The following is a 23,376-nucleotide window of genomic DNA, read 5'->3' as shown; positions in this document are numbered from 1 at the left end:
GTTTCGGCCTCGGCGGGATCGAAATTGATCGATCGGTCATTCCGGCATCGCGCGCGGAGGTTATCTCTGCGATTGGATCGGCATGCAGCGCTAGTCTCCAAAGAAGGGCGCATCGTTGCGATTATGACGACAAGACCAGGGAGATCCGGTCTGTCAGGATAGACCTGCCGTCGCGAATAGCGCTCCCGACATCGCTTCGGCGTTGATAGCGCCTGTCACCTCGCCCGATAATATTCCGGCGAATGACGCGGCGATGCCGGCAAAGATAGTGTCGGCGTTCTGGAACGATTTGCGTGGCCAAGGTCTTGTCCATCCGGCGCCGTCCTTCATTGCGGATTGGTGGATATCGATAGACCCGGAACATCAAGGCCTGGTCGATAATGTTCGAGCCGCGATTGTCCCAGAAGCGGCGAAACGCATTCTATCCAGTTCGGTCCGAGTATTGGATCGCAATTACCCGCAAACATACAGTGTTCATTCGCGAACAAAGGTTGTAGGCGTCCGCCGGGGGATACATGATGAATTCAAGGAAATAGCGTGACGGATACGATTAACACGGTCGAGCTTGCTGCCGAACTGACGGCAGCATGGCTGGCAAACCCCAACACCCGTACTGCGGCCGACGACGTGCCGGCCTTTCTCGTGGCGATGCATGCCGCTGTCGCAAAGCTCTCCGGTAACGGCGAAGTCGAGCCCGAAGCTGCTGTGGCTCCTGCATCCGAGCCGGCGGTTTCGGTGCGCAAGTCGCTCGCGTCGCCGGACCACATTATCTCGATGCTGGACGGCAAGAAGTACAAGACGTTGCGTCGTCATCTTTCGACCAACGGTCTGACCCCGGAGCAGTACCGCGAACGCTTCAACCTGAAGCCCGACTATCCGATGGTCGCCGCGACCTATTCGGAAGCACGTCGCGCAATGGCAAAGTCGATCGGTCTGGGTCGCAAGGCCGGCTCGACCGTCGAAAAGGCCACCGACGGCGCGGCCAAGACAGTGCGCAAGACCGGCAAGGCAGCACTCGATGCCGCCAAGAAGACGCTCGGCAGCGACGCCTGAGACTATGCGGGGGAGGGCCGAGCCTTCCCCCGTTTTCTCCGATAGCCCTTAAGAACGTCCGTCGGAGAACGCGCTCAGGCGGCGTCCTCGATCAGCGCCTGCGCCAGCAGCGCCCGGATCGCCTTCAATGCGGGGATCGGTGACTCCACCTGTACCGGGGTAGCCGAAGCGCTTGCGGCCGGTGCGGATTTCTCGCCGGACAGCAATTGCTGCACGCCGCGCACGGTATAGCCCTCGCGGTTCAGCAGCGTGTCGATCCGCCGGACCAGCGCCACGTCCTCGGCACGGTAATAGCGACGATTGCCGGCGCGCTGGAGCGGACGGAGCTGCGGGAACCGCGTTTCCCAATAGCGCAGGATATGCTGCGGCAGCCCGGTATCGGCGGCCAGTTCGCCGATCGTGCGAAACGCCGCCTCGGTCTTGGTGCTAGGCGTCGAGCCCACCTCAACTGTCGAGCCCGTCCCGCCGGTCGAGGGCGCGCCGTCGTCGGCGTCGCCAGGCATGAATTCAGCCGGCACCGACGATGCGCTCACGCATCATCTGGCTCGCGCGGAAGGTGAGGACGCGACGCGGTGCGATCGGCACCTCGATGCCGGTCTTTGGGTTGCGCCCGACGCGCTCACCCTTGTCGCGGAGCACGAACGTCCCGAACCCCGAAATCTTCACGTTCTCACCGTGCGACAGAGCGCCACACATTTCTGCGAGGATCTGTTCGACGATCTTGGACGAATCCGCACGCGACAGTCCCACTTCCCGGTGAAGCGACTCGGCCAGATCGGCCCGCGTCAAAGTGCCAGTCATAGTCATTCGCAAGCTCCCAGACTCGGCGCTTCTCCTACACAGGCACGAAGGCGATCGGAAGGGATTTGTTCTACAAGCGAATCGATATCTTTCGAAGGGATTAGAAGCGGATAACCGCGGCACCCCAGGTAAACCCGCCACCCATCGCCTCGAGAACGACGATCTGGCCCTGCTGGATGCGCCCGTCGCGGACCGCAACGTCGAGCGCGAGCGGCACCGATGCAGCCGACGTGTTGGCGTGCTGGTCGACGGTAACGACGACTTTTGCGGGCACCAGGCCCAGCTTCCGCGCGGTCGCGTCGAGGATGCGGGCGTTCGCCTGATGCGGCACGACCCAGTCGACCTGATCCGCCTCGAGCCCGGCCATCGCCAGCGACTCGGTCATCACCGAGGCCAGATTGGTGACCGCGTGGCGGAACACCTCACGGCCCTTCATGCGAAGCTTGCCGACGGTACCGGTCGTCGAGACGCCGCCGTCTACATAGAGCAGTTCGTTGTGACGGCCATCGGCGTGCAGCTTGGTCGTGAGAATGCCGCGGCCGCCTTCGTCGGCGGTGTCCTGCGCTTCGAGCACGATAGCACCGGCGCCGTCGCCGAACAGCACGCAGGTCGTCCGGTCTTCCCAGTCCAGGATGCGGCTGAACGTCTCGGCCCCGATCACCAGCGCGCGCTTGGCGACGCCGCTGCGGATCATGCTGTCCACGACCTGCACCGCGTACAGGAAGCCCGAGCAGACCGCGGCGACGTCGAACGCGACACAGTCGTCGATGCCGAGCATCGCCTGGACCTTGGTGGCGCTGGCGGGGAAGGTCTGGTCGGGGGTCGCGGTCGCGAGCACGATCAGGTCGATGTCCTGTGCGTCGATACCGGCGGCGGTCAAAGCAGTGCGGCACGCGTCTGCGGCGAGAGTCGCGGTCGTCTCGCCTTCGCCGGCGATGTGGCGGAAGCGGATGCCGGTGCGCTCGACGATCCACTCGTCGCTGGTGTCGACCTGTTCCGCGAGCTCGGCGTTGGAAACGCGACGAGCGGGCAGGGCCGAGCCGGTGCCGATGACGACCGAACGGATCATGCCGCCTTCTCCACGCTGCCAAGATCGTCGGCGATCCGCCGGATCAGATCGTTGCGGACCATCTTGGCGGCATTGCCGATCGCGGTCGCGACGCCGCGATCGGTCGCGCCGCCGTGACTCTTCACGACGATGCCGTTTAGCCCAAGAAACACCGCACCGTTGTGATTGTTCGGATCGAGATGATCGCGCAGCAACTCGGTCGCGGGCCGCGAGATCAGGAAGCCGAGCTTCGAGCGCACCGAGCTCCGGAACGCGCGCTTGAGCAGGTCGGCGACGAATCGCGCGGTGCCCTCGGCGGTCTTCAGCGCGATGTTGCCCGAGAAGCCGTCGCACACGACCACGTCGACTTCACCGCGCGACAGTCGGTCGCCCTCGATGAAGCCGTTGAACTGCATGTCGACCGCTGGCGTCGCCCGCAATTGCGCGGCCGCATCGCGGATCTCGTCCGTGCCCTTCATGTCTTCGCTGCCGATGTTGAGCAGCGCCACACGAGGATGCGGGATGTCGAGTGCGGTGCGCGCATAGGCGGCGCCCATGATCGCGAACTGGACGAGGTTGCGCGCGTCGCACTCGGTGTTCGCGCCGAGGTCGAGCATCACCATGTCGGTATCGCCGAGCGTCGGCAGACGCGCCGCGAGTGCCGGCCGGTCGATCCCGGGCAGCATCCGCAACGACAGCTTCGCCATCGCCATCAGTGCGCCGGTATTGCCCGACGACACCGCGGCGGCGGCGCGACCCTGTTTCACCAGGTCGATCGCGATGCCCATCGAGGTCTTCTTGGCGCGACGAATCGCCTGAGTCGGCTTTTCGCTCGACCCGACGACTTCCGGCGCGTGGACGATCTCCGAATGCTGCGACAGGTTCGGATGAGCCTTGAGCCCCTCGCGAATCGCAGCTTCGTCGCCGACCAGCAGGAAGCGCATGCCCTCGAATTGATGACGCGCGAGGGCGACACCGGCGAGCATTACTGCCAGCCCGTCATCGCCACCCATCGCATCGACCGCGATCCAGCCGCTGTCGGGCATTCGCTATCCTTCGTTCAAGTTAGAGGCTTGCGACCTCAACCCTCGACCGAGAGGATTTCACGACCATTGTAATGGCCGCATGAGCCGCAGAGGTTGTGCGGGCGCTTCAGTTCGCCGCAGTTCGGGCATTCCTGGAAAGACGCGATCGTGAGCGAGTCGTGGCCACGGCGCATGCCGCGCTTGGAGGGCGAGGTTTTTCTTTTGGGGACGGCCATTTCGGCACCTTGTTCAATCTAAAGGTCGGGGCTCTGAGTACGCCCGGACACGGAACTCGGCAACCGACATGAATGCCGGCCGCCTGAAGCAACCCATGCGGCCTGACGCTCGCGAAGCGTGGCGCTATAGCGATTTCGTCCCGCGTTGCAAGCTTTCGCCCCCGCGTTGCAACCATTGGTCGCGAGTGGCAGGACCTCCCGCGACATCCAACAAGGGGCAACGCCGTGATTTTACCCGTGACACTGACGATCGCAGCGGCTGCGGCCGTCGTCAATCTGTGGCTCGCCTTCCGAATCGTGCCGATCCGGGTGAAGGACAAGGTGCTGCTGGGCGATAACGGCAATGCGCTGTTGCAGGGGCGGATGCGCGCGCATGCGAATTTCACCGAATATGCGCCGTTCATCCTGATCCTGCTGGGGCTGATCGAACTCGCCGGCGGATCGACGATGTGGCTGTGGATCGCGGGCGTCGTGTTCGTGATCGCCCGCGTCGCGCACGCGTTCGGGATGGACCGGGCGACGTCGAGTTTGCCGCGGGCGGGTGGTGCGTTGGCGACCTGGGCGTTGATGGCGGTGCTTGCCTGCTGGGCGCTGGCGATCGCGTATCAGGCGAATACGGTGCCGGCCGCGAAGACGTTCCAGGTCGTGCCGTCGGGTGGCCGGGCATGAGCGCGTTTCGCTTCCTTCCCGCTGCGGCGCTGTTGGCTGCATCCCCCACCGTGGCGCAGGTCTCGCCCGAGCGATTGTCGGCGGATGTGAAGACGCTGGCCTCCGACGCGTTCGAGGGGCGGGCGCCGGGGACGCGGGGTGAGACCAAGACGATCGCCTGGCTGATCGCGCAGTTCAAGGCGATGAAGGCGCAACCCGGCGGCCCGAACGGCAGCTGGACGCAAGCCGTGCCGCTCGTCCACACGCGCATGGGTTCCGGCACCGTCCGCGCCGGCGATGCCGCGCTGGTGCAGGGCCGAGACGTCTATCTGAGCACGGTCCGCGGCGTCGACCGCGTCGCGATCGCGAACGCGCCGATGGTGTTCGTCGGCTACGGCGTCAGTGCGCCCGAGCGCGGCTGGGACGACTTCAAGGGGCTCGATCTCAAGGGCAAGGTCGCGGTGTTCCTGGTCAACGATCCCGATTTCGAAGCCGTCGCAGGCGACGATTCGAAGGGCAAGTTCGGCGACCGCCGGATGACCTATTACGGCCGCTGGACGTACAAATACGAGGAAGCCGCAAGGCGAGGTGCGGTCGCGGCGCTGATCGTTCACGATACGGCGGGGGCGGGTTACGGCTGGAATACGGTGACGGCGCCGGCCGGCGAGAATTACGACATCGTCCGGAAGGATCCCGAGTCGCGGGTAATGCTGCAGGGCTGGCTGGAAGGTGGTGCGGCGACCCGGTTGTTCGCAGCCTCGGGCCTCGACTTGGCGGCGTTGCGGAAAGCGGCGCGGCGGAGCGACTTCCGCCCGGTCGCGCTGAAGCAGGCGTTCACGACGGACCTGCCGGTGAAGCACGACACCGCCGTGAGCCAGAACGTGCTGGCGAAGCTCCCGGGCACCAAGCACGCGGACGAGATCGTGATGTTCGGCGCGCACTGGGACGCCTACGGGATCGGCGCCCCCGACGCGCAGGGCCGTACGATCCGCCCGGGCGCGAACGATGACGGGCTCGGCGTGGCCGGCGTCCTCGAACTCGCGCGCAATTTCGCCAAGGCGCCCCGCACCGACCGCAGCCTCGTCTTCGCGCTGTGGAGTGGCGAGGAGCGCGGGTTGCTCGGTTCGGAAACCTATGCGGTGAACCCGGTCTATCCGGCGGCTCAGACGGTCGCCAATCTGACGCTCGACATCCTCCAGACGGCAGGCCCTGCCAAAGACGTCATGCTGGTCGGCGCCGGCCAGAACAGCCTCGAGGACATGCTGGGCGACGCTGCAAAGGCCCAAGGCCGCGTCGTAACCCCCGAAGCCCTTCCCGAACGGGGGCTGTTCTACCGCGCCGATCATTTCTCGGTCGCACGGCGCGGCGTGCCGACCTTGCTGCTGATGGCGATCAGCGGCGCGCCCGATCTGGTAAAGGGCGGTCGGACCGCGGGGCAGGCTTGGCTCGACGGCTATATGAAATGCTACCACCAGACGTGCGACGCGTGGGGCGCCGACTGGGACCTGCGCGGCGCGGCGCAGGACGTGGACCTGTTCAAGACGATCGGGACGAAGCTGGCGAACAGCCGTTTGTGGCCGGAATGGCGCGCTGGGTCGGAGTTCAAGTCGGTCCGGGCTGAAAGCGCGGGGGAGCGGAAGTAAAACCAGCCCTCACGCCGGCAACCACCCCGGCGGAGGCCGGGGCCCAATTGGAAAGGTTGCAGTAACGGAGCGCTACCCTCAATCGGCGCCGTCTCCCAACTGGGCCCCGGCCTTCGCCGGGGTGGGGCGTTGGGAAGGTAGCACGTCCTTCTTCGTGTTTCCCCGCGAAGGCGGGCGGCCAGGGGCCAAGCGTACTGCCCTTGGTTTAGCCTGGGCCCCCGCATCCGCGGGGGAACGGTAGGGGGGTGATTACGCCGCCAACGCCCGATCGCTCACGAACATATTCGTCGCCCGCTCATGCGCGAACGTGCTCGCCGGGCCATGCCCCGGGATGAAGCTCGTGTCGCTCCCCAGCGGCCAGAGTTTCTCGACGATCGACTTCACCAGCACCTGATGATTCCCCCCAGGCATGTCCGATCGCCCGATCGAGCCCTGGAATAACACGTCCCCAACCTGCGCGAACTTCGAAGGCGCATGATGGAAGATCACATGCCCCTCGGTATGCCCCGGCGTCTCGTACACATCGAGCACCAGATCCCCGACCGACACCGTGTCGCCCTCGACGAGCCACCGGTCCGGCTCGAAATTCACGCCGGAAATCCCATATTTCGGCCCATCCTGATCGAGCCGCTGCAACCAGAAGCGATCCGCCTCGTGCGGTCCTTCGATCGGCACGCCGAGATCGTTCGACAGCCGCTTCGCACCGCCGGCATGGTCGATATGCCCATGCGTGAGCAGGATCTTCTCGACCGTGACCCCCGCCTGTTCGACCGCCGCCATGATCCGCGGCAGGTCGCCGCCGGGATCGATCACCGCGGCCTTCATCGTCGTCGTGCACCAGAGGATCGTGCAGTTCTGCTGGATCGGCGTGACCGGCACGATCGCGGCGCGCAGGGGCGGAGTGGCTGGATCTGTCATGCCGCCGAAATAGGATAGCGGGTCGGTTGGAGCAATCGCCGCTTGCGGTTTACCCCGTCGTCCGTGCAACAGGGAAGGCGATGTGGACCGCGCCCTACGTGTTGCTCGATGATGTTCGTGAGGGGGGCGCTCCAGCGCGATTGTACCGCGACCCCGTCCGGATCGTCCGCGCCGATACGCTCGCCGAGGTCCGCCCGGCGCTCGACGCGTTAAGACATGCCCGAGCGGAAGGGCTGCACGCCGCCGGTTATCTTACCTACGAAGCCGGCGCCGCACTCGCCTCGAGGCCCGTCGACGTCCGCACCGAAGGCCCGCTGCTCTGGTTCGGCCTGTTCGCCGACTACCAGACGATAGCGCCCGACGACGTCGCCGCGTTGCTCCCCGACCCCGCCGGCGCGTGGACCGGTGCGCCCCAGCCGCTGATCGACCGCGCCGCCTACGACGCCAGCCTGTCGCGCGTGCTCGACCTGATCGCGGCGGGCGACATCTACCAGGCCAACCTCACCTTCGCCGCCACCGTGCCGTTCGTTGGCGACCCGCTCGCGCTCTACGCCCGGCTGCGGAGCCAGGCGAAGGCGGGATACGGTGCGCTGATCGACACTGGCGAGACGCGCTTCCTGTCGCTCTCCCCCGAACTCTTCTTCGCGCTCGACGGCGGCACGCTCACCTGCCGCCCGATGAAGGGCACAGCGCCGCGAGGCGACACCCCCGACGCCGACCGCGCGCTCGCCGAAGCGCTCGCGGCCGACCCGAAGCAGCGCGCCGAAAACCTCATGATCGTCGATCTGATGCGCAACGACCTGTCGCGCGTCGCCACCCACGTCGCGGTCCCCGATTTGTTCACCGTCGAGACCTATCCGACCGTCCACCAGATGACCTCGACCGTCACCGCGACGCTGAAACCCACGTGCGACGCAGTCGACGTCCTGACCGCGCTGTTCCCGTGCGGATCGATCACCGGCGCGCCGAAGCAACGCGCGATGGAGGTCATCGCCGAGGTCGAGCACGCGCGCGTTCGCGGCATCTACACCGGCGCGGTCGGTCGCTTCGACGCGAACGGCGATGCTATCTTCAACGTCGCGATCCGCACATTGGCGATCCAGGACGGCGCGGCGACGATGAGTCTCGGCTCGGGCATCGTCGCCGACAGCGTGGGCGACGCCGAATGGGACGAGTGCCATGCCAAGGGCGCGTTCGTCACCGCCGGCCAGCGCCGCTTCGACCTGATCGAGACGATGGCGTTCGACCCCGAGGCCGGCCTGACCCGTCTCGAAGCGCATCTCGCGCGGATGAAGGCGAGCGCCCAGGCCTTGGGCTTCACCTTCGACCGCCACACCGCGCGCAACGAACTCCAGGCCGCCACCTTCCGGTTGCGCGGACCCCGCCGCATCCGCCTGTTGCTCAGCCCATCGGGCGCGATCGCGATCGAGGCGGCGCCACTCCCGCACTCGCCTGCCCAAGCCACGGTCGCGATCGTCCCGCTGCCCGTCGCCGCGACCGACTTCCGCCTCCGCCACAAGACAAGCGCCCGCGCTTTCTACGACGACGCGCGGAAAGCCGCGGGGACGTTCGAGGTGCTGTTCGAGGACGCCGACGGCTTCCTCACCGAAGGCAGCTTCACCTCCTTGTTTGTCCAGCGCGGCGAAGCACTCGTCACGCCGCCGCTACGGCATGGCCTGCTCCCCGGGATATTGCGAGCCGACCTCCTCGAATCGGGCCACGCGATCGAGGCGCCGTTGACCCGAGCCGACCTGACCGCCGGGTTCTTCATCGGAAATGCAGTCCGCGGGCTCATTCCCGCTATCGTTACGGTTGCGAATTCGACCGATCGGCGCGTATAGCGCCCGCGAATTCCGCGGCGACGCTCGCGGACAACCGCAAAGGTTACATCATGCACGCATCCGCCGCGCTCGGCCGCATCAGCCCCTCGCCGACGCTCGCGATCACTTCGCGCGTTCTCGAACTGAAGCGCGCAGGCGTCGACGTGATCGGCCTCGGTGCGGGTGAACCTGATTTCGACACGCCGGACTTCGTGAAAGAAGCCGCGATCCAGGCGATCCGCGACGGCAAGACCAAGTACACCAACGTCGACGGCACGATCGAGCTGAAGCAGGCGATCGTCGCCAAGTTCGCACGCGACAACAACCTCACCTACACCACCGACCAGATCAGCGTGAACGTCGGCGGCAAGCACACCTTGTTCAACGCGATGGTCGCGACGATCGATCCGGGTGACGAGGTCGTCATCCCCGCGCCCTACTGGGTCAGCTATCCCGACGTCGTGCAGTTCGCGGGCGGCATCCCCGTCATCGTCAAGGCGGGTCCCGAGGTCGGCTACAAGCTCGATCCCGCCGCGCTCGATGCCGCGATCACGCCGAAGACCAAGTGGGTGATCCTCAACTCGCCGTCGAACCCGACGGGGGCCGGCTACACGATCGACGAGCTGAAGGCGCTCGGCGCGGTGCTCGCGAAGCACCCGCACGTGTGGATCTTCGCCGACGATATGTACGAGCACATCGTCTATGACGGCTTCAAGTTCGCTACGATCGCCGAGGCCTGCCCCGAGCTGTTCGAGCGCACGCTGACCGTCAACGGTTGCTCGAAGGCCTATGCGATGACCGGCTGGCGGATCGGCTACGCTGGCGGCGCAGCGTGGCTGATCAAGGCGATGGCCAAGCTCCAGTCGCAGTCGACCTCGAACCCCTGCTCGATCGCGCAGGCGGCGGCGGTGGCGGCGCTGAACGGCGACCAGTCGTTCCTCGCCGAGCGCAACACCGCGTTCCAAGGCCGTCGCGATCTGGTCGCGGCGATGCTTAACGAGATCGACGGCATGCACTGCCCGACGCCGGAGGGTGCGTTCTACGTCTATCCGTCGTTCGCCGAGCTGATCGGCAAGACGACGCCGAACGGCCGCCTGATCGACACCGACGAGGCGATGGTCGGCTATCTGCTCGACGACGCCAAGGTGGCGGTGGTGCAGGGCGCCGCGTTCGGCCTCAGCCCCGCGTTCCGGATCAGCTACGCGACATCCGACGCGCTGCTCCGCGAGGCCTGCACGCGCATCCAGACGGCCTGCGCCGCGCTGAAGTAGCAAACGATCCTCCCCCGCCCGGGGGGGGGGCTGGCGCTTGCCAGACGGAGGGGGAGGAGAGGGTAACCCCTGTTCCGTGTCCTCCCCCTCCGTCACCTTCGGCGACACCTCCCCCTGACGGGGGGAGGATCGTAAGGTTCGCGCAACATTCGAGACACGCGGCGACATCTCCCGGCAATCCTGTCGGGCGATCCCTGCTGCACGATGAACGCATCGGCCACGGCGCGTTAATCGAGAGTTTCTAAAAAGGACATTGTGGTTTGCCGGCATCTCTACGACATGCCGGTACGTAGCTGACATCGGCCCCTCCGATCGGTGTCGTCACTTGGTTTCATTGGGATCGCATCATGCGCAGTATCGTAAAGTCGAGTTTCTTCTGGCAGTTCAGCGGCGGTTTCGTGCTGGGTGCGATCGGCTTGCTCGCGCTTCAGCCCGCCGAGGCGCGCCAGACCTTCGCCAGCCATTTCGAACACAGCGCGCCCGCCACGCGCTAATCTGAACACAGCGCGCCTGCCACGCGCTAATCTTACGCGCGTCTTGGCGAACGATCGCGGCAACCCCATGTAGAGACACATGAAAAAGCCGCTCCTCGCCACGCTCGCCGCTGTCGGTATCGCCGGTGCGTTCATGTCCACCGGTACCGCGCAGGGCGCCCGCGCCGTCGTCATCCCCGCCGTCAAGACCGATCTTCCCGCGACACCCGGTATCCAGACCGCGGTGCTTGCCGGCGGCTGTTTCTGGACGATGGAAGCAGTGTTCGAGCATGTGAAGGGCGTGAAGGCGGTCACGACCGGTTATGCCGGCGGTACCAAGACCACCGCGACCTACGATCAGGTGTCGGTCGAGACGACTCGCCATGCCGAGGCGATCAAGATTGCCTACGACCCACGAATCGTCAGCTACGGAACGTTGCTCCGAGTCTATTTCTCGATCGCGCATGATCCGACGACCTTAAATCGTCAGGGCCCGGACAGCGGCCCGAGCTATCGCTCGGCGATCTTCCCGCAGTCGCCGGCTCAGGCTCAGGTAGCGCGTGCCTACATCGCGCAACTCAGCGCGACGCACGCGTTCTCCGGGCCGATCGTGACGAAGCTGGAGACCGGCGCGTTCTATCCCGCCGAGGCGTATCACCAGAATTTCTACGACCGGAACCCGACGCATCCGTACATCGTGATGTGGGACAAGCCGAAGGTGGCCGCGTTCAGGGCCGCGTTTCCGACGATCTCGAACTGAGGCACTGCGCTTCGGGCGCAGTATCACCACCACCCCGGCGAAGGCCGGGGCCCAATTGGGAACGGCATATAACGAAGGCTTGTCCGCCGTTACTTCGACCTTTCCAATTGGGCCCCGGCCTTCGCCGGGGTGGTGACCTATCTACCTGACCAGCGACAAGGTTTAGGCAGCCACCGGAAACCGCAGCATCCGGTCCGCCACCGGCACCATCGCCTCTGCGCCAACGCCCACCGCGCGGACGATCTCCGGATGGTCGACGTCTAGCCCGCCGGTCAGCGACCCGAACGCTGGCAATATCAGTTTCGTCGCCGTCGCTACGAAACACCGCCGCGCGACCGATTTCCCCCGCACCCGCAATCGCAGCTTCGGATGGAAATGCCCCGACAGTTCCGGCCGCGTTTCCGCCCTGTCCGCCTCGTGCCGCAGCATCAGCCCGTCGACGACGACCTCGTCCACGACTTCCCCGCCACACCGATCGAGGATCGCCGGATCGTGATTGCCCGTGATCCAGGTCCAGCGCGTGGTATCCGTCATCGTCCGCAGCATGTCCTGCGCCCGCTGCGGCAACCGCGCGCAGCCGTCGCTGTCGTGGAAGCTGTCGCCCAGGCACCAGACTTCGCGCGCACCCGTCGCCATGACCAGCGCAGTGAGATCGGCCAAGGTCGCGATCGAATCATAGGGCGGCAGCATCTGCCCCCGACCCGCGAACCAGCTCGCCTTCTCGAAATGCAGGTCGGCGACCAGCAGCGCGCGCCGCTCCGGCCAGAACAGTGCGCCTTGTGGCAACGCCAGAAGCGCATGTCCGCCGAACGAAAAGGGAACCATCCGCTCGCCATGCAGCCCCCGCCGCAGCGAATCAAGCCGGCATCCGCCACGACGGGCAGGACTTGCGCATGTCCGCAATCGGCGTAAAGCGCGCCGTCCCTTCATGAGGAGCGCTTTTCGCGCCATGTCGTCCGAAGCCGGAACACCGCAAACTGCCGCAGTCCATCAACCGCCCGCCGGCGGCGTGGCGGCGCAGGTCTGCGCGCCTGCCGATATGTCGGCGGCGCATCTGCATCCGCATCCGGCGCTGGCCGCGCTGACGGTCGGCGCGATCGGCGTGGTGTTCGGCGATATCGGGACCAGTCCGCTCTACGCATTCCGTGAGGCACTCGGCCAGACGTCCGCGGGCGGCATCGATCCGAGCGAGATCCTTGGCGTACTCAGCCTCGCGCTCTGGTCGCTGTTCCTCGTCGTCACCGTCAAATACGTCATCTTCCTGATGCGCGCCGACAATCAGGGCGAGGGCGGCGTACTGGCGCTGGCCGCGCTCGCCCGTCGCGCGCTCGGCATGCGGTCCAAGGTGGCGATCGTGCTCGGCGCGGCAGGCGCGTCGCTGTTCTACGGCGATGCGATCATTACGCCTGCGCTGTCGGTGCTGTCCGCGATGGAGGGCCTGCGGACGATCCCGAGCGCGGCGCACATCTTCAACGAAGGTGTCGTCCGCATGCTGACGATCGGCATCCTGATCGCGCTGTTCATGATCCAGGCGCGCGGGACTGCGCAGGTGTCGAAACTGTTCGGCCCGGTCTGCATCGTCTGGTTCGTCGCGATCGGTGCGCTCGGCATCTGGCACATCGCCGACGAACCCTCGATCGTCCGCGTGTTCCTGCCGACCTACGGCGTCTCGTTCCTTGCGACGCACGGCGTCACTGGACTGTTCGTGTTAGGCGCGGTGTTCCTGACCGTGACCGGCGCCGAAGCGCTGACCGCGGACATGGGCCATTTCGGCAAGCTGCCGATCCGCATCGGCTGGTTCTTCCTCGTCTTCCCGGCGCTCGCGCTCAACTATCTGGGGCAGGGCGCGTTCGCACTCGCCAGCCTCGAGGACGCGGCGGCGCGCGGCGTTCCGTTCGTCAATCAGGACTGGTTCTTCCTGATGGCCCCCGAATCGCTGCGCCCGGCGCTGATCATCCTCGCCGGCTTCGCGACGGTGATCGCCAGCCAGGCAGTCATCACCGGCGCGTTCTCGTTGACGCAGCAGGCGATCCAGCTCGGCCTGCTCCCGCGCCTGCGCATCCGCCAGACCTCGGCGGTGTTCGCCGGCCAGATCTATTTGCCGGCGATCAACTGGCTGTTATTGATCGGCGTGCTGGTGCTGGTGATCCAGTTCAAGACGTCGTCGGCGATGGCGGCGGCGTACGGCATCGCGGTGACCGGTACGATGGTCGTCACCACCTTGCTCGCGTACATCGTCGTCCGCCATCGCTGGAACTGGTCGCGGCCGCTGGCGCTGGCGGCGATCCTGCCGTTCCTGACGCTCGACCTGATCTTCTTCGGTGCGAACATCCTCCGCGTGATCGAGGGCGGCTGGGTGCCGCTGGTCATCGCCGCATCGATCGGGCTGGTCATCTTCACCTGGGTGCGCGGCAAGAAGATCGTCAGCGCGTTCGAGAAGCGGCAGAGCATCCCGCTGAGCGACCTCGCCGCGGCGTTGGAGAAGCGCCCACCGGAGCGCGTTTCGGGCACCGCGGTGTTCCTGACCGCGAACCCGCATGCGACGCCTGGCGCGCTTCTGCATAATCTGAAGCACAACAAGGTGCTCCACGAGCGCAATCTGATCGTGAGTATCCGGACGGCGGACCGGCCGTTCGTGGAGGAAGCGCAGCGGGCGAAGGTCGAGCGGGTAGACGAGAATTTCTCGATCGTCGTGCTGACCTACGGCTTCATGGAATCCCCCGACGTGCCGCGCGATCTCGGCGTCGGGAACAAGACCGAGCAGCTCGGGCTCGACCCGATGCGCACCTCGTTCTTCATCGGGCGGAATACGCTGAAGCCCGATGCAGAGAAGGGCATGCCGCCGTGGCAGGACCGGATCTTCATGTTCCTCCAGCGCAACGCGAGCGACCCGACGGATTTCCTGAAGATTCCGCCGGGCAAGGTGCTCGAGCTAGGCGAACAGGTCACCGTCTAAACTCCCTCGCCCCTCCGGGGAGAGGGAAGGGGCCCGCGGCGCTTGCCGTGGGAAGGGAGAGGGGGCGTCGTAGAGGACCGTCGCGAGCCTCACGCCCCTCACCCTTCCGTCGCCTGCGGCTCCTCCCTCCCTCTCCCCGGAGGGGAGAGGGACGTGACACTCAACCTGCGAACGTCTTCACGAGGTCGAACAGGTAGTCGCGGCCGTCGTAGAGCGACGTAACGCGGATCCGTTCGTTGAGCCCGTGGATGCCGCCCATGTCCTTGTCGATGAACACGCCGGGTACGCCGTACACCGGAATCCCGATCGCCTCGAAGAAGATGCCGTCCGTCGCACCAGTCGACATCATCGGCAGGATCGGGATACCCGGGAAGTGCTTCGCCGCCACCTTGGTCACCGGCCCCATGATCTTCGGATCGAGCGTCGGCGGAATCGCGGTCGGGCGCACCGGCTGGTTCGCCGTCACCGTCACCTTCGCCCCCGCCAGTTCCTTCAGCTTGGCCAGCGTGCCTTTTACCGTCTCCCCCGGAAAGATCCGGCAGTTGATGTTCGCGGTCGCGCGCTGCGGCAAAGCATTCTCCGCATGACCCGCGTTCAGCAACGTCGCCACGCAGGTAGTCCGCAAGGTCGAATGCATCGCCTTGTCACGGCTGACGATCGCATCCGCCGCCTTGTCCTCCGGATTGGCGAGCAACCGCGTGATCGCGCTCCCCATCTCGCCCGGCATCGCCTTCGCGCTGGCCGCGAAGAACGCCTTGGTCGTATCGGTGAACTGCACCGGAAACTCATACCCCTGCACCGCCTTCACCGCGTCGGCGAGCTCGTAGATCGCGTTCTCGGGCGTCGGCTGCGAGCTGTGCCCGCCCGGGTTGGTGGTCAGGAACGTATAGTTCTGCGCCGCCTTCTCGCCGACCTGGATCGCGAGCAACTGGCGCTTGCCAGTGTCGTCGAGCCGCCCGCCGCCACCCTCGTTCAGCGCGAACTCCGCCGCGATCAAGTCCGGCTTCGCCTTCGCCAAATATTGCGCGCCGTTCCAGGCGAACGTCGTCTCTTCGCCGCAGGTCAGCGCAAGCTTGATCGTCCGCTTGGGCTGGTACCCGCCGGTCTTGAAGCGGATCATCGCGTCGGACCAGATCGCCGCCTGCGCCTTGTCGTCGACGGTGCCGCGCGCGTAATAATAGCCGCCTTCCTCGATCAGCTTGAACGGATCGCGCACCCAATCCTCGCGCTTGGCCTCGACCACGTCGAGATGCGCGAGCAGCAGCATCGGCTTGAGCGCCGCGTCCGAGCCCTTCAGCACCGCGACCAGCCCGCCATCCTTGGGATGCTCGGGCACCGAGAAATAGGTGATGTCCGCGTCGGCATAGCCTGCCGTCTTCAGCCGCGCGCCGATCTGTGCCGCGGCCTGCGTGCAGCTGCCGGCGGACAGCGTCGTGTTGGTCTCGACCAGTTCCTTGTAGAGCCCGAGGAATGCCTTCTGGTCGGGCCGCGTCTGCGCCTGCGCCGAGATCGGTGTCGTCAGAATCGCCGCCGTAAGCAGCCAGCCAGTCGCGCGCATCGTCGTCCCCTTTTCGTTTCGATCGGGAGAGTTGCAGCGAACGCGCGCCGACGCAACCTCGGCCCCGCGGCTCTCAGCGCCTGCGTGTGCCGCGGGGCAAGGCGAGCCGGACCTCGCGGTTGGCGAAGTCGATGTCGACGCGGCGGAACAGTTGCAGCACGTCCATCCCGAGCAGCATCGCCGGCCGCTCGGACAAGCCGAACTGGCGGAACGGTGGCGCGTCGACGGCGGTGAATGCGACGGGCAGGTCGCCGAGCGTCAGGTTGCCGATCGAGACCCGGTCGATCGTGGTGTAGTCGGCGACCACGGTTTCGCCGGTGACGCCGGTCAGCGACACCGGTTGCGAGCGCGCCGCGCTGCCGAGTTTGCGCGTGACCCGTCGGCGAAGCGCACTATTGGCCATGCTAACCGATGTGCCGGTGTCGAGGATCAGGCGGATGCGGATGCCGTTGCAGTACGCATCGGTGACGACGAGTTGCCCGAACAGGCTTCGCGCTCTGATGATGATCTCGTCGGGACCTGTGCGTTCGCGGCGCTGTCGTCTGCGCGAGGGGGTGACGGTCATCGTCTTGGTGTCGAAGTCGATCGTCACCGCGTGATCCTGCAACGTGTCGATCCCGAGCAGGCCGCGCGCGCCGAGGTTGATCGCGCTGATCGCGGGCGCCTCGATCGGCGCGCTGCCGATCACGCTGACCTTCAGCGAGGGAATGACGACGGTGCCGATGCTGTCCGACCCGGTCATGCCGGTGACGCGCACGGTCCGGCCGGGAGCGAGGCCGAGCGTGGCGGCAAGTTCGCGCGAGATGACGGTACGCTGTGCGCCGGTGTCGACGACGAAGGGGAAGGGGCCGGCGCCGGCGATCGTTACCGGCACCGTCATGCGGGTTTCGTCGTCGCCGAACAGGAGCGTCGCGGGGTCGGGGTCTGCTGCGGATGCTGCACTGGTCGGGGGTGCAGCATTTGGCCTCGGGAACGCTGCGTCCTGAGCCCCGGCCCGGGCGGCGATGCCTAGCAATAGAGGGGCCAGCCACCTGTGCATGCTGCAAATGCTGCGCTCATTCTATGGTGCGCGCAACTGTGGTTGTTAGGGAAGAACGCCCCGCTGAAAGGCCACCACCCCGGCGAAGGCCGGGGCCCAATTGGGGCACGTTGCTAATGGAGGGCAGCGCTTCGTTACGACTGCCTTTCCAATTGGGCCCCGGCCTTCGCCGGGGTGGTGCTTTAAAGGGGCGCGGCCGCCGCCCCTCAATCCGGCCGCATCGCATCCGCGATCATCGCCTCCGCTTCGATCAGCAGCGCATCGTCGGAACTGTTCGTCGAAATCTTCTCTCGCCCGATCAGCGTCAGCACGGGCACCGCGAGCGGGGTTACCCGTTCCAGGTCGACATGCACCATCGTTGCCGCGGCGCGATCGAGCAGCGACGCCAGTCGCCCGACATCGGTCATGCGCGCCCGCGCGTCCGCCCACGCCGCCTCAAGCAACAAATGCGTCGGCTCGTACTTGCGCAGCACGTCGTAGATCAGGTCGGTCGAGAACGTCACCTGCTTGCCGGTCTTGCGCTTGCCCGGATGCTGGCGCTCGACCAGCCCGCCGATCACCGCCACCTCGCGAAACGCCCGCTTCAACAGGTGCGATTGCTGCACCCATTCGACGAACTCGTGCTCGAGGATATCCGCCGAGAACAGCGACGCAGGATCGGTGATCTTCTCTAGCCCGTACACCGCCAGCGCATAGTCATTGGCTACGAAGCCGAGCGGTTTCAGCCCCTGCGTCTCCATCCGCCGCGTGATCAGCATGCCGAGCGATTGGTGCGCATTCCACCCCTCGAAACTGTACGCGACCATGTAGTGCCGCCCCTCACGCGGGAACGTCTCGACCAGCAGCTGGCCGGGCTCGGGCATCACCGATCGATACGCCTGCATCTCCAGCCATTCGCGCACGTCGTCGGGGAAGCGCGCCCATTCGCCCGGATGCGCCAGGAACCCGCGGACACGGTCGGCGAGGTTGGTCGACAGCGGCATCCGGCTGCCGCCATAGGTCGGGATCCGCGCGGGCTTCGACGTCGCACGCACGACGAGGTCCTCGAGGTCGATCTTCATCACCTCAAGGCTCAGTCCTGCGAAGAAGAACGTGTCGCCGTGGCTCAACTGCGCCGCGAACGCCTCCTCGACGCGGCCGAGCACACGACCGTTGCCGAACCGCACGTTGAGCATCGTCGCCTCGACGATGATGCCTGCATTCAGCCGGTGTTGGCCGATGAATTTGGGATGGCTGACGCGCCACGTCCCGTCCGCGTCCTTGGTCAGCCGCTTGAACCGATCATAGGCCTTCAGCGAATAGCCGCCGTCGCTGATGAAGTGCAGCACGCGCTCGAACGTCTCGGTCGGTAGCGCGGAATAGGGGAGGGCTGAGCGAATCTCGTCGAGCAACGCAGCTTCGTGGAACGGGGCCGCGCAGGCGCACGCCATCACGTGCTGCGCCAGCACATCGAGCGCACCGACGCGGAAGATATCCGCATCGAGTTCGCCCGCCTCGACCGCGTCCAGCGCCGCCCGTGCCTCCAGATATTCGAACCGGTTGCCCGGCACGACGATCGCCTGCGATGATTCGTCGAGCCGGTGGTTGGCGCGGCCGATCCGCTGCAGCAGCCGCGACGACCCCTTCGGTGCGCCCATCTGGATCACGCAATCGACGTTGCCCCAGTCGACCCCGAGATCGAGGCTAGACGTCGCGACCAGCGCGCGCAATTTTCCCTCGGCCATCGCGTTCTCGACCTTTCGACGCGCCTCCTTGGCCAAGCTTCCGTGATGGACGCCGATCGGCAGGTTTCCCGAATTCACCTTCCACAGATCCTGGAAGATCAGTTCCGCCAGGCTGCGCGTGTTGCAGAACACGATCGAGGTCTCGTGTGCCTCGATCTCGGCCATCACCTGCGCGGCGGCATAGCGGCCTGAATGCCCGGACCACGGCACGCGGCCCTCGGGCAGCAGGATCGCGATGTTGGGATCCGCACCGGGTTCGCCGCGCACCATCGCGACCTGGTCGATATCGCCATCGGGCGCGAGCCACGCACGATAGCCGTCCGCATCGGCGACCGTCGCCGAGAGCGCCACGCGGCGCATCCCCGGCGAAATCTTCTGAAGCCGCGCCATGCACAGCGACAACAGGTCGCCGCGCTTGCCGGTCGCGAAGGCATGGACCTCGTCGACGACGATCGTGCGGAGGTTCTCGAACATCGTGATGCTGTCCGGATAGCTCAGCAGGAGCGACAGCGATTCGGGCGTGGTCAGCAGGATCTGTGGTGGCTTGATCCGCTGCCGCGCTTTGCGATCCGACGGCGTATCTCCGGTCCGCGTCTCGACGCGGATATCGACCCCCATCTCGTCGATCGGCGTCAGCAGGTTGCGCTGCACGTCGACCGCGAGCGCCTTCAACGGCGAGACGTAGAGCGTGTGAAGCCCATTCGTCGGCGCCTCGATCAGTTCGGCGAGCGTCGGCAGGAACCCGGCGAGCGTCTTCCCCGCGCCGGTCGCCGCCACCAGCAGGGCATGATGCCTCGCGCGGCCTTCCGCCAGCATCTCGCGCTGATGCCGCCGCGGTCGCCAACCGCGCGACGCGAACCAGTTTTCCAAGGGGATGGGGAGGTCGCTCACGGCCTGTTCACGCATCATCGCCATATGGGGGCGTCGCGCCGCACCGCTATGGACCGCGTGCGGAACGCTCGCCACTTTGGCTAAAGCTCTGTTGTGAAAGACGATCGGTGTCGCTTTTCCGTTATCTCCTGCCCCTGCCGTTGCTCGCACTGCTCCCGTTCGCCAATGCCACTGCCGCCGACAAGTCGTTCGTCGGCGGGGGCGGGATGGTCCGCCTCTCGCATCCGTCCAGTCTGATGCCGACGCGCAACTTCGCCGGTCGTGCGCTGCTGAACAGCGGCTGGCGCCAGATGTGGGATGGCACGCCGGTCGGCCGCGGCGTCGGCATCGTCCGCTTCTGGCAGGTCGCCAAACCGACCGATGGCCAGGGGCAGGTGACCGAGATGATCCAGGTCGGCTTCAGCCGGAGCGCGGGCGTGGTCGCGACCTGCGGCACCGAGGGGCTGGTCTCGGGCCATGCGAAGCGCCTGCCGAACCGCATGCTCGGCGGCCATCGCTGGACGGTCTATACCAATGGCGACGCGGGCATGAGCCAGCAGGTCAACGCGACCAACTTCCGCAGCGTCATCAACGGCGCCTGCTACGCGATCGACCGCGTCACCTATGCGGTGAAGGCGGCGGCGCCCGCGGGCCGCAATGCGCCGCCGCAGGCGGTAGCCGCGGCACGGATGGACGCGATCCTCGCGACGATAAAGGTCGGCGGACGGCGCTGACCGATCCCCTCTCCGGCGGGGGGAGGACGACGTAAGGCCGTGCATACGCAGCCGACGGCACCGCACCCCGACGTCACGCGTTACTCCCGCATGGCAAAACTCGGCGACTGGCTCGAACCGCATCCGCACGGCATCCTCGTCAAGCCGATCGACGCGTGGATCGACCCGTCGATCCCGACCGCGAAGGCACTCGTCACGCACGGCCACGCCGATCACGCGCGTGGTGGCCACGAGGCGGTGTGGGCTACGCCCGAAACGCTGGCGATCATGGACGCGCGCTATGGCCCGCAGGCTGGCAACCCCGTCGCTTACGGTGAGACGATCCGCATGGGAGAGGTCGACATCGGCTTCGTCCCCGCCGGCCACGTCCTCGGCTCCGCGCAGATCGTGCTCGACTATCGCGGCGAGCGGATCGTCGTCTCGGGCGACTACAAGCGCCGCGCGGACCCGACCTGCACGCCGTTCGAACCCGTCAAATGCGACGTCTTCATCACCGAGGCGACGTTCGGCCTGCCCGTGTTCCGCCACCCCGACACCGGTGACGAGATCGACAAGCTGATCGCCGCGCTGCACGCCAACCCGGACCGCTGCGTCGTCGTCGGCGCCTATGCGCTCGGCAAGGCGCAACGCGTGATCGCCGAACTGCGCGAGCGCGGGCACGAGGCACCGATCTACATCCACGGCGCGCTGCAACGCCTGTGCGACCTCTATGCCGAGCACGGCGTGCGGCTTGGCGAACTGCTCCCCGTCGCCGATGCGAAGAAGGCGGACATGGCGGGACACGTCGTGATGTGCCCGCCGGGTGCGCTCAACGATCGCTGGTCGCGGCGGCTGCCCGATCCGATCACCGCGATGGCTAGCGGCTGGATGCGTGTCCGGGGTCGCGCGCGGCAGAAGAACGTCGAGCTGCCGCTGATTCTCAGCGATCATGCCGACTGGGACGAACTCACCACGACGCTGACCGAGATCGCACCGCAAGAGGTGTGGGTCACGCACGGGCGCGAGGATGCGCTGGTCCACTGGTGCATGACCCGCCAGATCAAGGCGCGCGCGCTGGCGCTGGTCGGGTTCGAGGATGAGGACGACTGAGCCCTTGCGCTTTGCGGACCATGCGGCAGGATAGGACATTGCCCCTGTCGCAAGGATATTCCGTGGCCCGTTCGACCAAATTCTCCGCTCTGTTGCTGCTCGCGCTTTCCACCACCGCCATCGCGCAGGATGCGCCAAAGAAGGACAAGTCGGAGAGCAACGCCGATCGGATGAAGGCCGAGGCGGAGGCGGATTACGCCAACGCGCCGGTCGCCGAGCAGGAGGTCAAGTCGAAGGGGCGTGTCACGGTCGGCGGCAAGTCGCTGGGCTATACCGCGACCGTCGGTACGCTGACGCTGCGCGATACCGAGGGCAAGCCGACCGCCAGCCTGTTCTACACCGGCTACACGCTCGACGGCGTGAAGCCCGGCACCAAGCGCCCGGTGACGTTCTTCTACAATGGCGGGCCGGGGTCGCCCAGTTTCTGGCTGCACATGGGCTCGTTCGCGCCGGTCCGGCTGCGCACCGCCAATCCCGAATATATCAAGCCCGCGCCGTACGACTTCGGACCCAACCCCGACACGTTGCTCGACAAGACCGACATGGTGTTCATCGACGCGGTCGGCACCGGCTATTCGCGGCCGTTGGGCGATACCAAGCCGTCCGCCTTCTACGGCGTCGACGAGGATGCCGACGCGTTCGCCAAGGGCATATTGCGCTACGCCACCAAATACGGCCGCTGGAACAGTCCGAAGTTCCTGTTCGGCGAGAGCTATGGCACCACCCGCTCGGGGGCGCTGGCGTATCAGTTGCAGGATCGCGGGATGGCGCTGAACGGCGTCGTGCTGCTGTCGTCGATCATGAACTATGGCTACCGCCAGCCGGGGCTCGACGAGATCTACCTCAACTACCTGCCGAGCTATGCGGCGAGCGCGTGGTACCACAACCGCCTGCAGAACCGCCCCGCCGACGTCGCCACGATCGTCGCCGAGGCGCGTGCGTTCGCGACCGGGCCGTACGCGGCGGCGCTGTCGAAGGGGCAGACGATCTCGGACGCGGAACGCGATGCGGTCGCCAACCGGATGAGCCAGCTGATCGGGATCTCGCCCGACTTCATCAAGCGCGCCAACCTGCGCATCGACCTCGCGCGGTTCCAGAAGGAGCTGTTGCGCGACCAGCGGCTGACGCTCGGCCGGTTCGATTCGCGCTATACCGGCGTCGACAGCGATGCGGCGGGGGAGCGACCCGAGACCGACGCGTCGGACACCGCGATCGCCGGCGCGTTCATCGCGACGTTCAACGATTACGTGACGCACACGCTCGGCTACAAGACCGAGATGCCGTACCGGCTGAGCGCGCGCGATGCGCCTGGCTGGACGTGGAACTGGAAGCATGACGCGCCGGGGCGTGGCGGGCAGTCGCAGAACAACCCCAACACCGCGGTCGACCTCGCCGCGGCGATGCGCGAGAATCCGTATCTGAACGTCCTGTCGATGAACGGCTATTACGACATGGCGACGCCGTTCTTCGGGACGGAGAACGATCTCGGGCACATGATGCTCGACCCGTCACGGCAGCGGAATTTGGCGTTTCGCTATTATCCCGCAGGGCACATGACGTATCTCAACCCCGAGGCGCTGCACCAGATGAAGGCGGACCTGGCGTCCTGGTATGATCAGGCGGTGGGCGAGGCGCGAAGTGCTACGCCACCGGGTGGGGCTAGCGTGTCGGGTGCGGAGGGTTCGGGGCAGGTGCCGAACTAATCTTGCT

General features: G+C 66.2%; 21 protein-coding genes. 11 read left to right on the top strand and 10 right to left on the bottom strand.

Translation table 11 applies throughout. From position 1 onward, the window contains the following. The first annotated feature begins 537 nt into the window (after nt 1-537). Entirely contained in the window at nt 538-1,053 is a 516-nt protein-coding gene (locus H8S47_RS01985; RefSeq protein WP_328805398.1) for a Ros/MucR family transcriptional regulator, read from the top strand. Nucleotides 1,054-1,127: 74 nt separating this feature from the next. On the opposite strand, the gene H8S47_RS01980 is transcribed toward H8S47_RS01985, so the two are convergent. From H8S47_RS01980 to rpmF, 5 genes are all read right to left on the bottom strand, one after another. After that, nucleotides 1,128-1,556, bottom strand: a complete 429-nt coding sequence (locus tag H8S47_RS01980) for a MerR family transcriptional regulator (RefSeq protein ID WP_187502251.1) — start codon at nt 1,554-1,556, stop codon at nt 1,128-1,130. Between the two features lie 4 nt (nt 1,557-1,560). Further along, the gene (locus H8S47_RS01975) at nt 1,561-1,860 is read right to left on the bottom strand and encodes an integration host factor subunit alpha (protein WP_128455114.1); all 300 of its coding nucleotides are present in this window, start codon (nt 1,858-1,860) and stop codon (nt 1,561-1,563) included. A gap of 94 nt (nt 1,861-1,954) precedes the next feature. Then, on the bottom strand, nt 1,955-2,923 hold the full coding sequence (locus H8S47_RS01970; RefSeq protein ID WP_187502250.1) for a beta-ketoacyl-ACP synthase III: 969 nt from the start codon (nt 2,921-2,923) through the stop codon (nt 1,955-1,957). Beyond that, nucleotides 2,920-3,948: a phosphate acyltransferase PlsX gene (gene plsX, locus H8S47_RS01965; RefSeq protein WP_131587388.1), complete on the bottom strand. Its 1,029-nt coding sequence runs from the start codon at nt 3,946-3,948 to the stop codon at nt 2,920-2,922. Before plsX ends, H8S47_RS01970 begins: the two co-directional genes overlap by 4 nt. A 35-nt stretch (nt 3,949-3,983) precedes the next feature. Beyond that, nucleotides 3,984-4,163: a 50S ribosomal protein L32 gene (rpmF, locus tag H8S47_RS01960; RefSeq protein WP_128455117.1), complete on the bottom strand. Its 180-nt coding sequence runs from the start codon at nt 4,161-4,163 to the stop codon at nt 3,984-3,986. 225 nt (nt 4,164-4,388) lie between these two features. Between rpmF and H8S47_RS01955 the strand changes: the two genes are divergently transcribed. Together H8S47_RS01955 and H8S47_RS01950 are read left to right on the top strand one after the other, a co-directional pair. Next, on the top strand, nt 4,389-4,832 hold the full coding sequence (locus H8S47_RS01955) for an MAPEG family protein (RefSeq protein ID WP_187502249.1): 444 nt from the start codon (nt 4,389-4,391) through the stop codon (nt 4,830-4,832). Next, complete coding sequence (locus H8S47_RS01950) at nt 4,829-6,454, top strand: M28 family metallopeptidase (RefSeq protein ID WP_187502248.1); 1,626 nt, start codon at nt 4,829-4,831, stop codon at nt 6,452-6,454. The genes H8S47_RS01955 and H8S47_RS01950 overlap by 4 nt, the downstream gene beginning before the upstream one ends. A 249-nt stretch (nt 6,455-6,703) precedes the next feature. Here H8S47_RS01950 and H8S47_RS01945 read toward each other — a convergent pair whose 3' ends face one another. Next, nucleotides 6,704-7,372: an MBL fold metallo-hydrolase gene (locus H8S47_RS01945; RefSeq protein WP_187502247.1), complete on the bottom strand. Its 669-nt coding sequence runs from the start codon at nt 7,370-7,372 to the stop codon at nt 6,704-6,706. Nucleotides 7,373-7,452: 80 nt separating this feature from the next. Between H8S47_RS01945 and pabB the strand changes: the two genes are divergently transcribed. The 4 genes from pabB to msrA all read left to right on the top strand — a co-directional run bounded on the left by pabB (nt 7,453) and on the right by msrA (nt 11,696). Next, nucleotides 7,453-9,213: an aminodeoxychorismate synthase component I gene (gene pabB, locus H8S47_RS01940; RefSeq protein WP_187502246.1), complete on the top strand. Its 1,761-nt coding sequence runs from the start codon at nt 7,453-7,455 to the stop codon at nt 9,211-9,213. Nucleotides 9,214-9,263: 50 nt separating this feature from the next. Continuing rightward, nucleotides 9,264-10,463: a pyridoxal phosphate-dependent aminotransferase gene (locus H8S47_RS01935; protein WP_187502245.1), complete on the top strand. Its 1,200-nt coding sequence runs from the start codon at nt 9,264-9,266 to the stop codon at nt 10,461-10,463. A gap of 347 nt (nt 10,464-10,810) precedes the next feature. Beyond that, nucleotides 10,811-10,957: a hypothetical protein gene (locus H8S47_RS01930; protein WP_187502244.1), complete on the top strand. Its 147-nt coding sequence runs from the start codon at nt 10,811-10,813 to the stop codon at nt 10,955-10,957. A 79-nt stretch (nt 10,958-11,036) separates the two neighbouring features. After that, complete coding sequence (gene msrA / locus H8S47_RS01925; protein ID WP_187502243.1) at nt 11,037-11,696, top strand: peptide-methionine (S)-S-oxide reductase MsrA; 660 nt, start codon at nt 11,037-11,039, stop codon at nt 11,694-11,696. Nucleotides 11,697-11,858: 162 nt separating this feature from the next. Here the strand turns inward: msrA and pdeM are convergent, their stop codons facing one another. Then, nucleotides 11,859-12,521: a ligase-associated DNA damage response endonuclease PdeM gene (gene pdeM, locus H8S47_RS01920; RefSeq protein WP_187502242.1), complete on the bottom strand. Its 663-nt coding sequence runs from the start codon at nt 12,519-12,521 to the stop codon at nt 11,859-11,861. A gap of 214 nt (nt 12,522-12,735) precedes the next feature. Between pdeM and H8S47_RS01915 the strand changes: the two genes are divergently transcribed. Then, nucleotides 12,736-14,652 (top strand): potassium transporter Kup, encoded by a 1,917-nt coding sequence (locus H8S47_RS01915; protein ID WP_187502302.1) that lies wholly within the window; start codon nt 12,736-12,738, stop codon nt 14,650-14,652. A gap of 160 nt (nt 14,653-14,812) precedes the next feature. Here the strand turns inward: H8S47_RS01915 and H8S47_RS01910 are convergent, their stop codons facing one another. From H8S47_RS01910 to H8S47_RS01900, 3 genes are all read right to left on the bottom strand, one after another. Continuing rightward, on the bottom strand, nt 14,813-16,210 hold the full coding sequence (locus H8S47_RS01910) for a M20/M25/M40 family metallo-hydrolase (RefSeq protein WP_187502241.1): 1,398 nt from the start codon (nt 16,208-16,210) through the stop codon (nt 14,813-14,815). A gap of 73 nt (nt 16,211-16,283) precedes the next feature. Next, nucleotides 16,284-17,090 (bottom strand): retroviral-like aspartic protease family protein, encoded by an 807-nt coding sequence (locus tag H8S47_RS01905; protein ID WP_235982546.1) that lies wholly within the window; start codon nt 17,088-17,090, stop codon nt 16,284-16,286. 365 nt (nt 17,091-17,455) lie between these two features. Continuing rightward, entirely contained in the window at nt 17,456-19,888 is a 2,433-nt protein-coding gene (locus H8S47_RS01900; protein WP_235982545.1) for a ligase-associated DNA damage response DEXH box helicase, read from the bottom strand. Between the two features lie 83 nt (nt 19,889-19,971). Here H8S47_RS01900 and H8S47_RS01895 point away from each other — a divergent pair, with 83 nt between their 5' ends. From H8S47_RS01895 to H8S47_RS01885, 3 genes are all read left to right on the top strand, one after another. Further along, a complete protein-coding gene (locus H8S47_RS01895) occupies nt 19,972-20,577 on the top strand; it encodes a hypothetical protein (RefSeq protein ID WP_187502239.1) in 606 nt (201 codons plus the stop codon). A gap of 90 nt (nt 20,578-20,667) precedes the next feature. Further along, entirely contained in the window at nt 20,668-21,666 is a 999-nt protein-coding gene (locus H8S47_RS01890; RefSeq protein WP_187502238.1) for a ligase-associated DNA damage response exonuclease, read from the top strand. 20 nt (nt 21,667-21,686) lie between these two features. After that, nucleotides 21,687-23,369 carry a S10 family peptidase gene (locus H8S47_RS01885; protein WP_187502237.1) on the top strand — a complete coding sequence of 561 codons (1,683 nt, stop codon included), beginning with the start codon at nt 21,687-21,689 and terminating at the stop codon, nt 23,367-23,369. The last annotated feature ends 7 nt before the right edge of the window (nt 23,370-23,376 follow it).

It is taken from the genome of Sphingomonas albertensis (assembly GCF_014358075.1).
Classification (GTDB): domain Bacteria; phylum Pseudomonadota; class Alphaproteobacteria; order Sphingomonadales; family Sphingomonadaceae; genus Sphingomonas; species Sphingomonas albertensis.
This window is presented reverse-complemented; position numbering and strand designations above follow the sequence as displayed.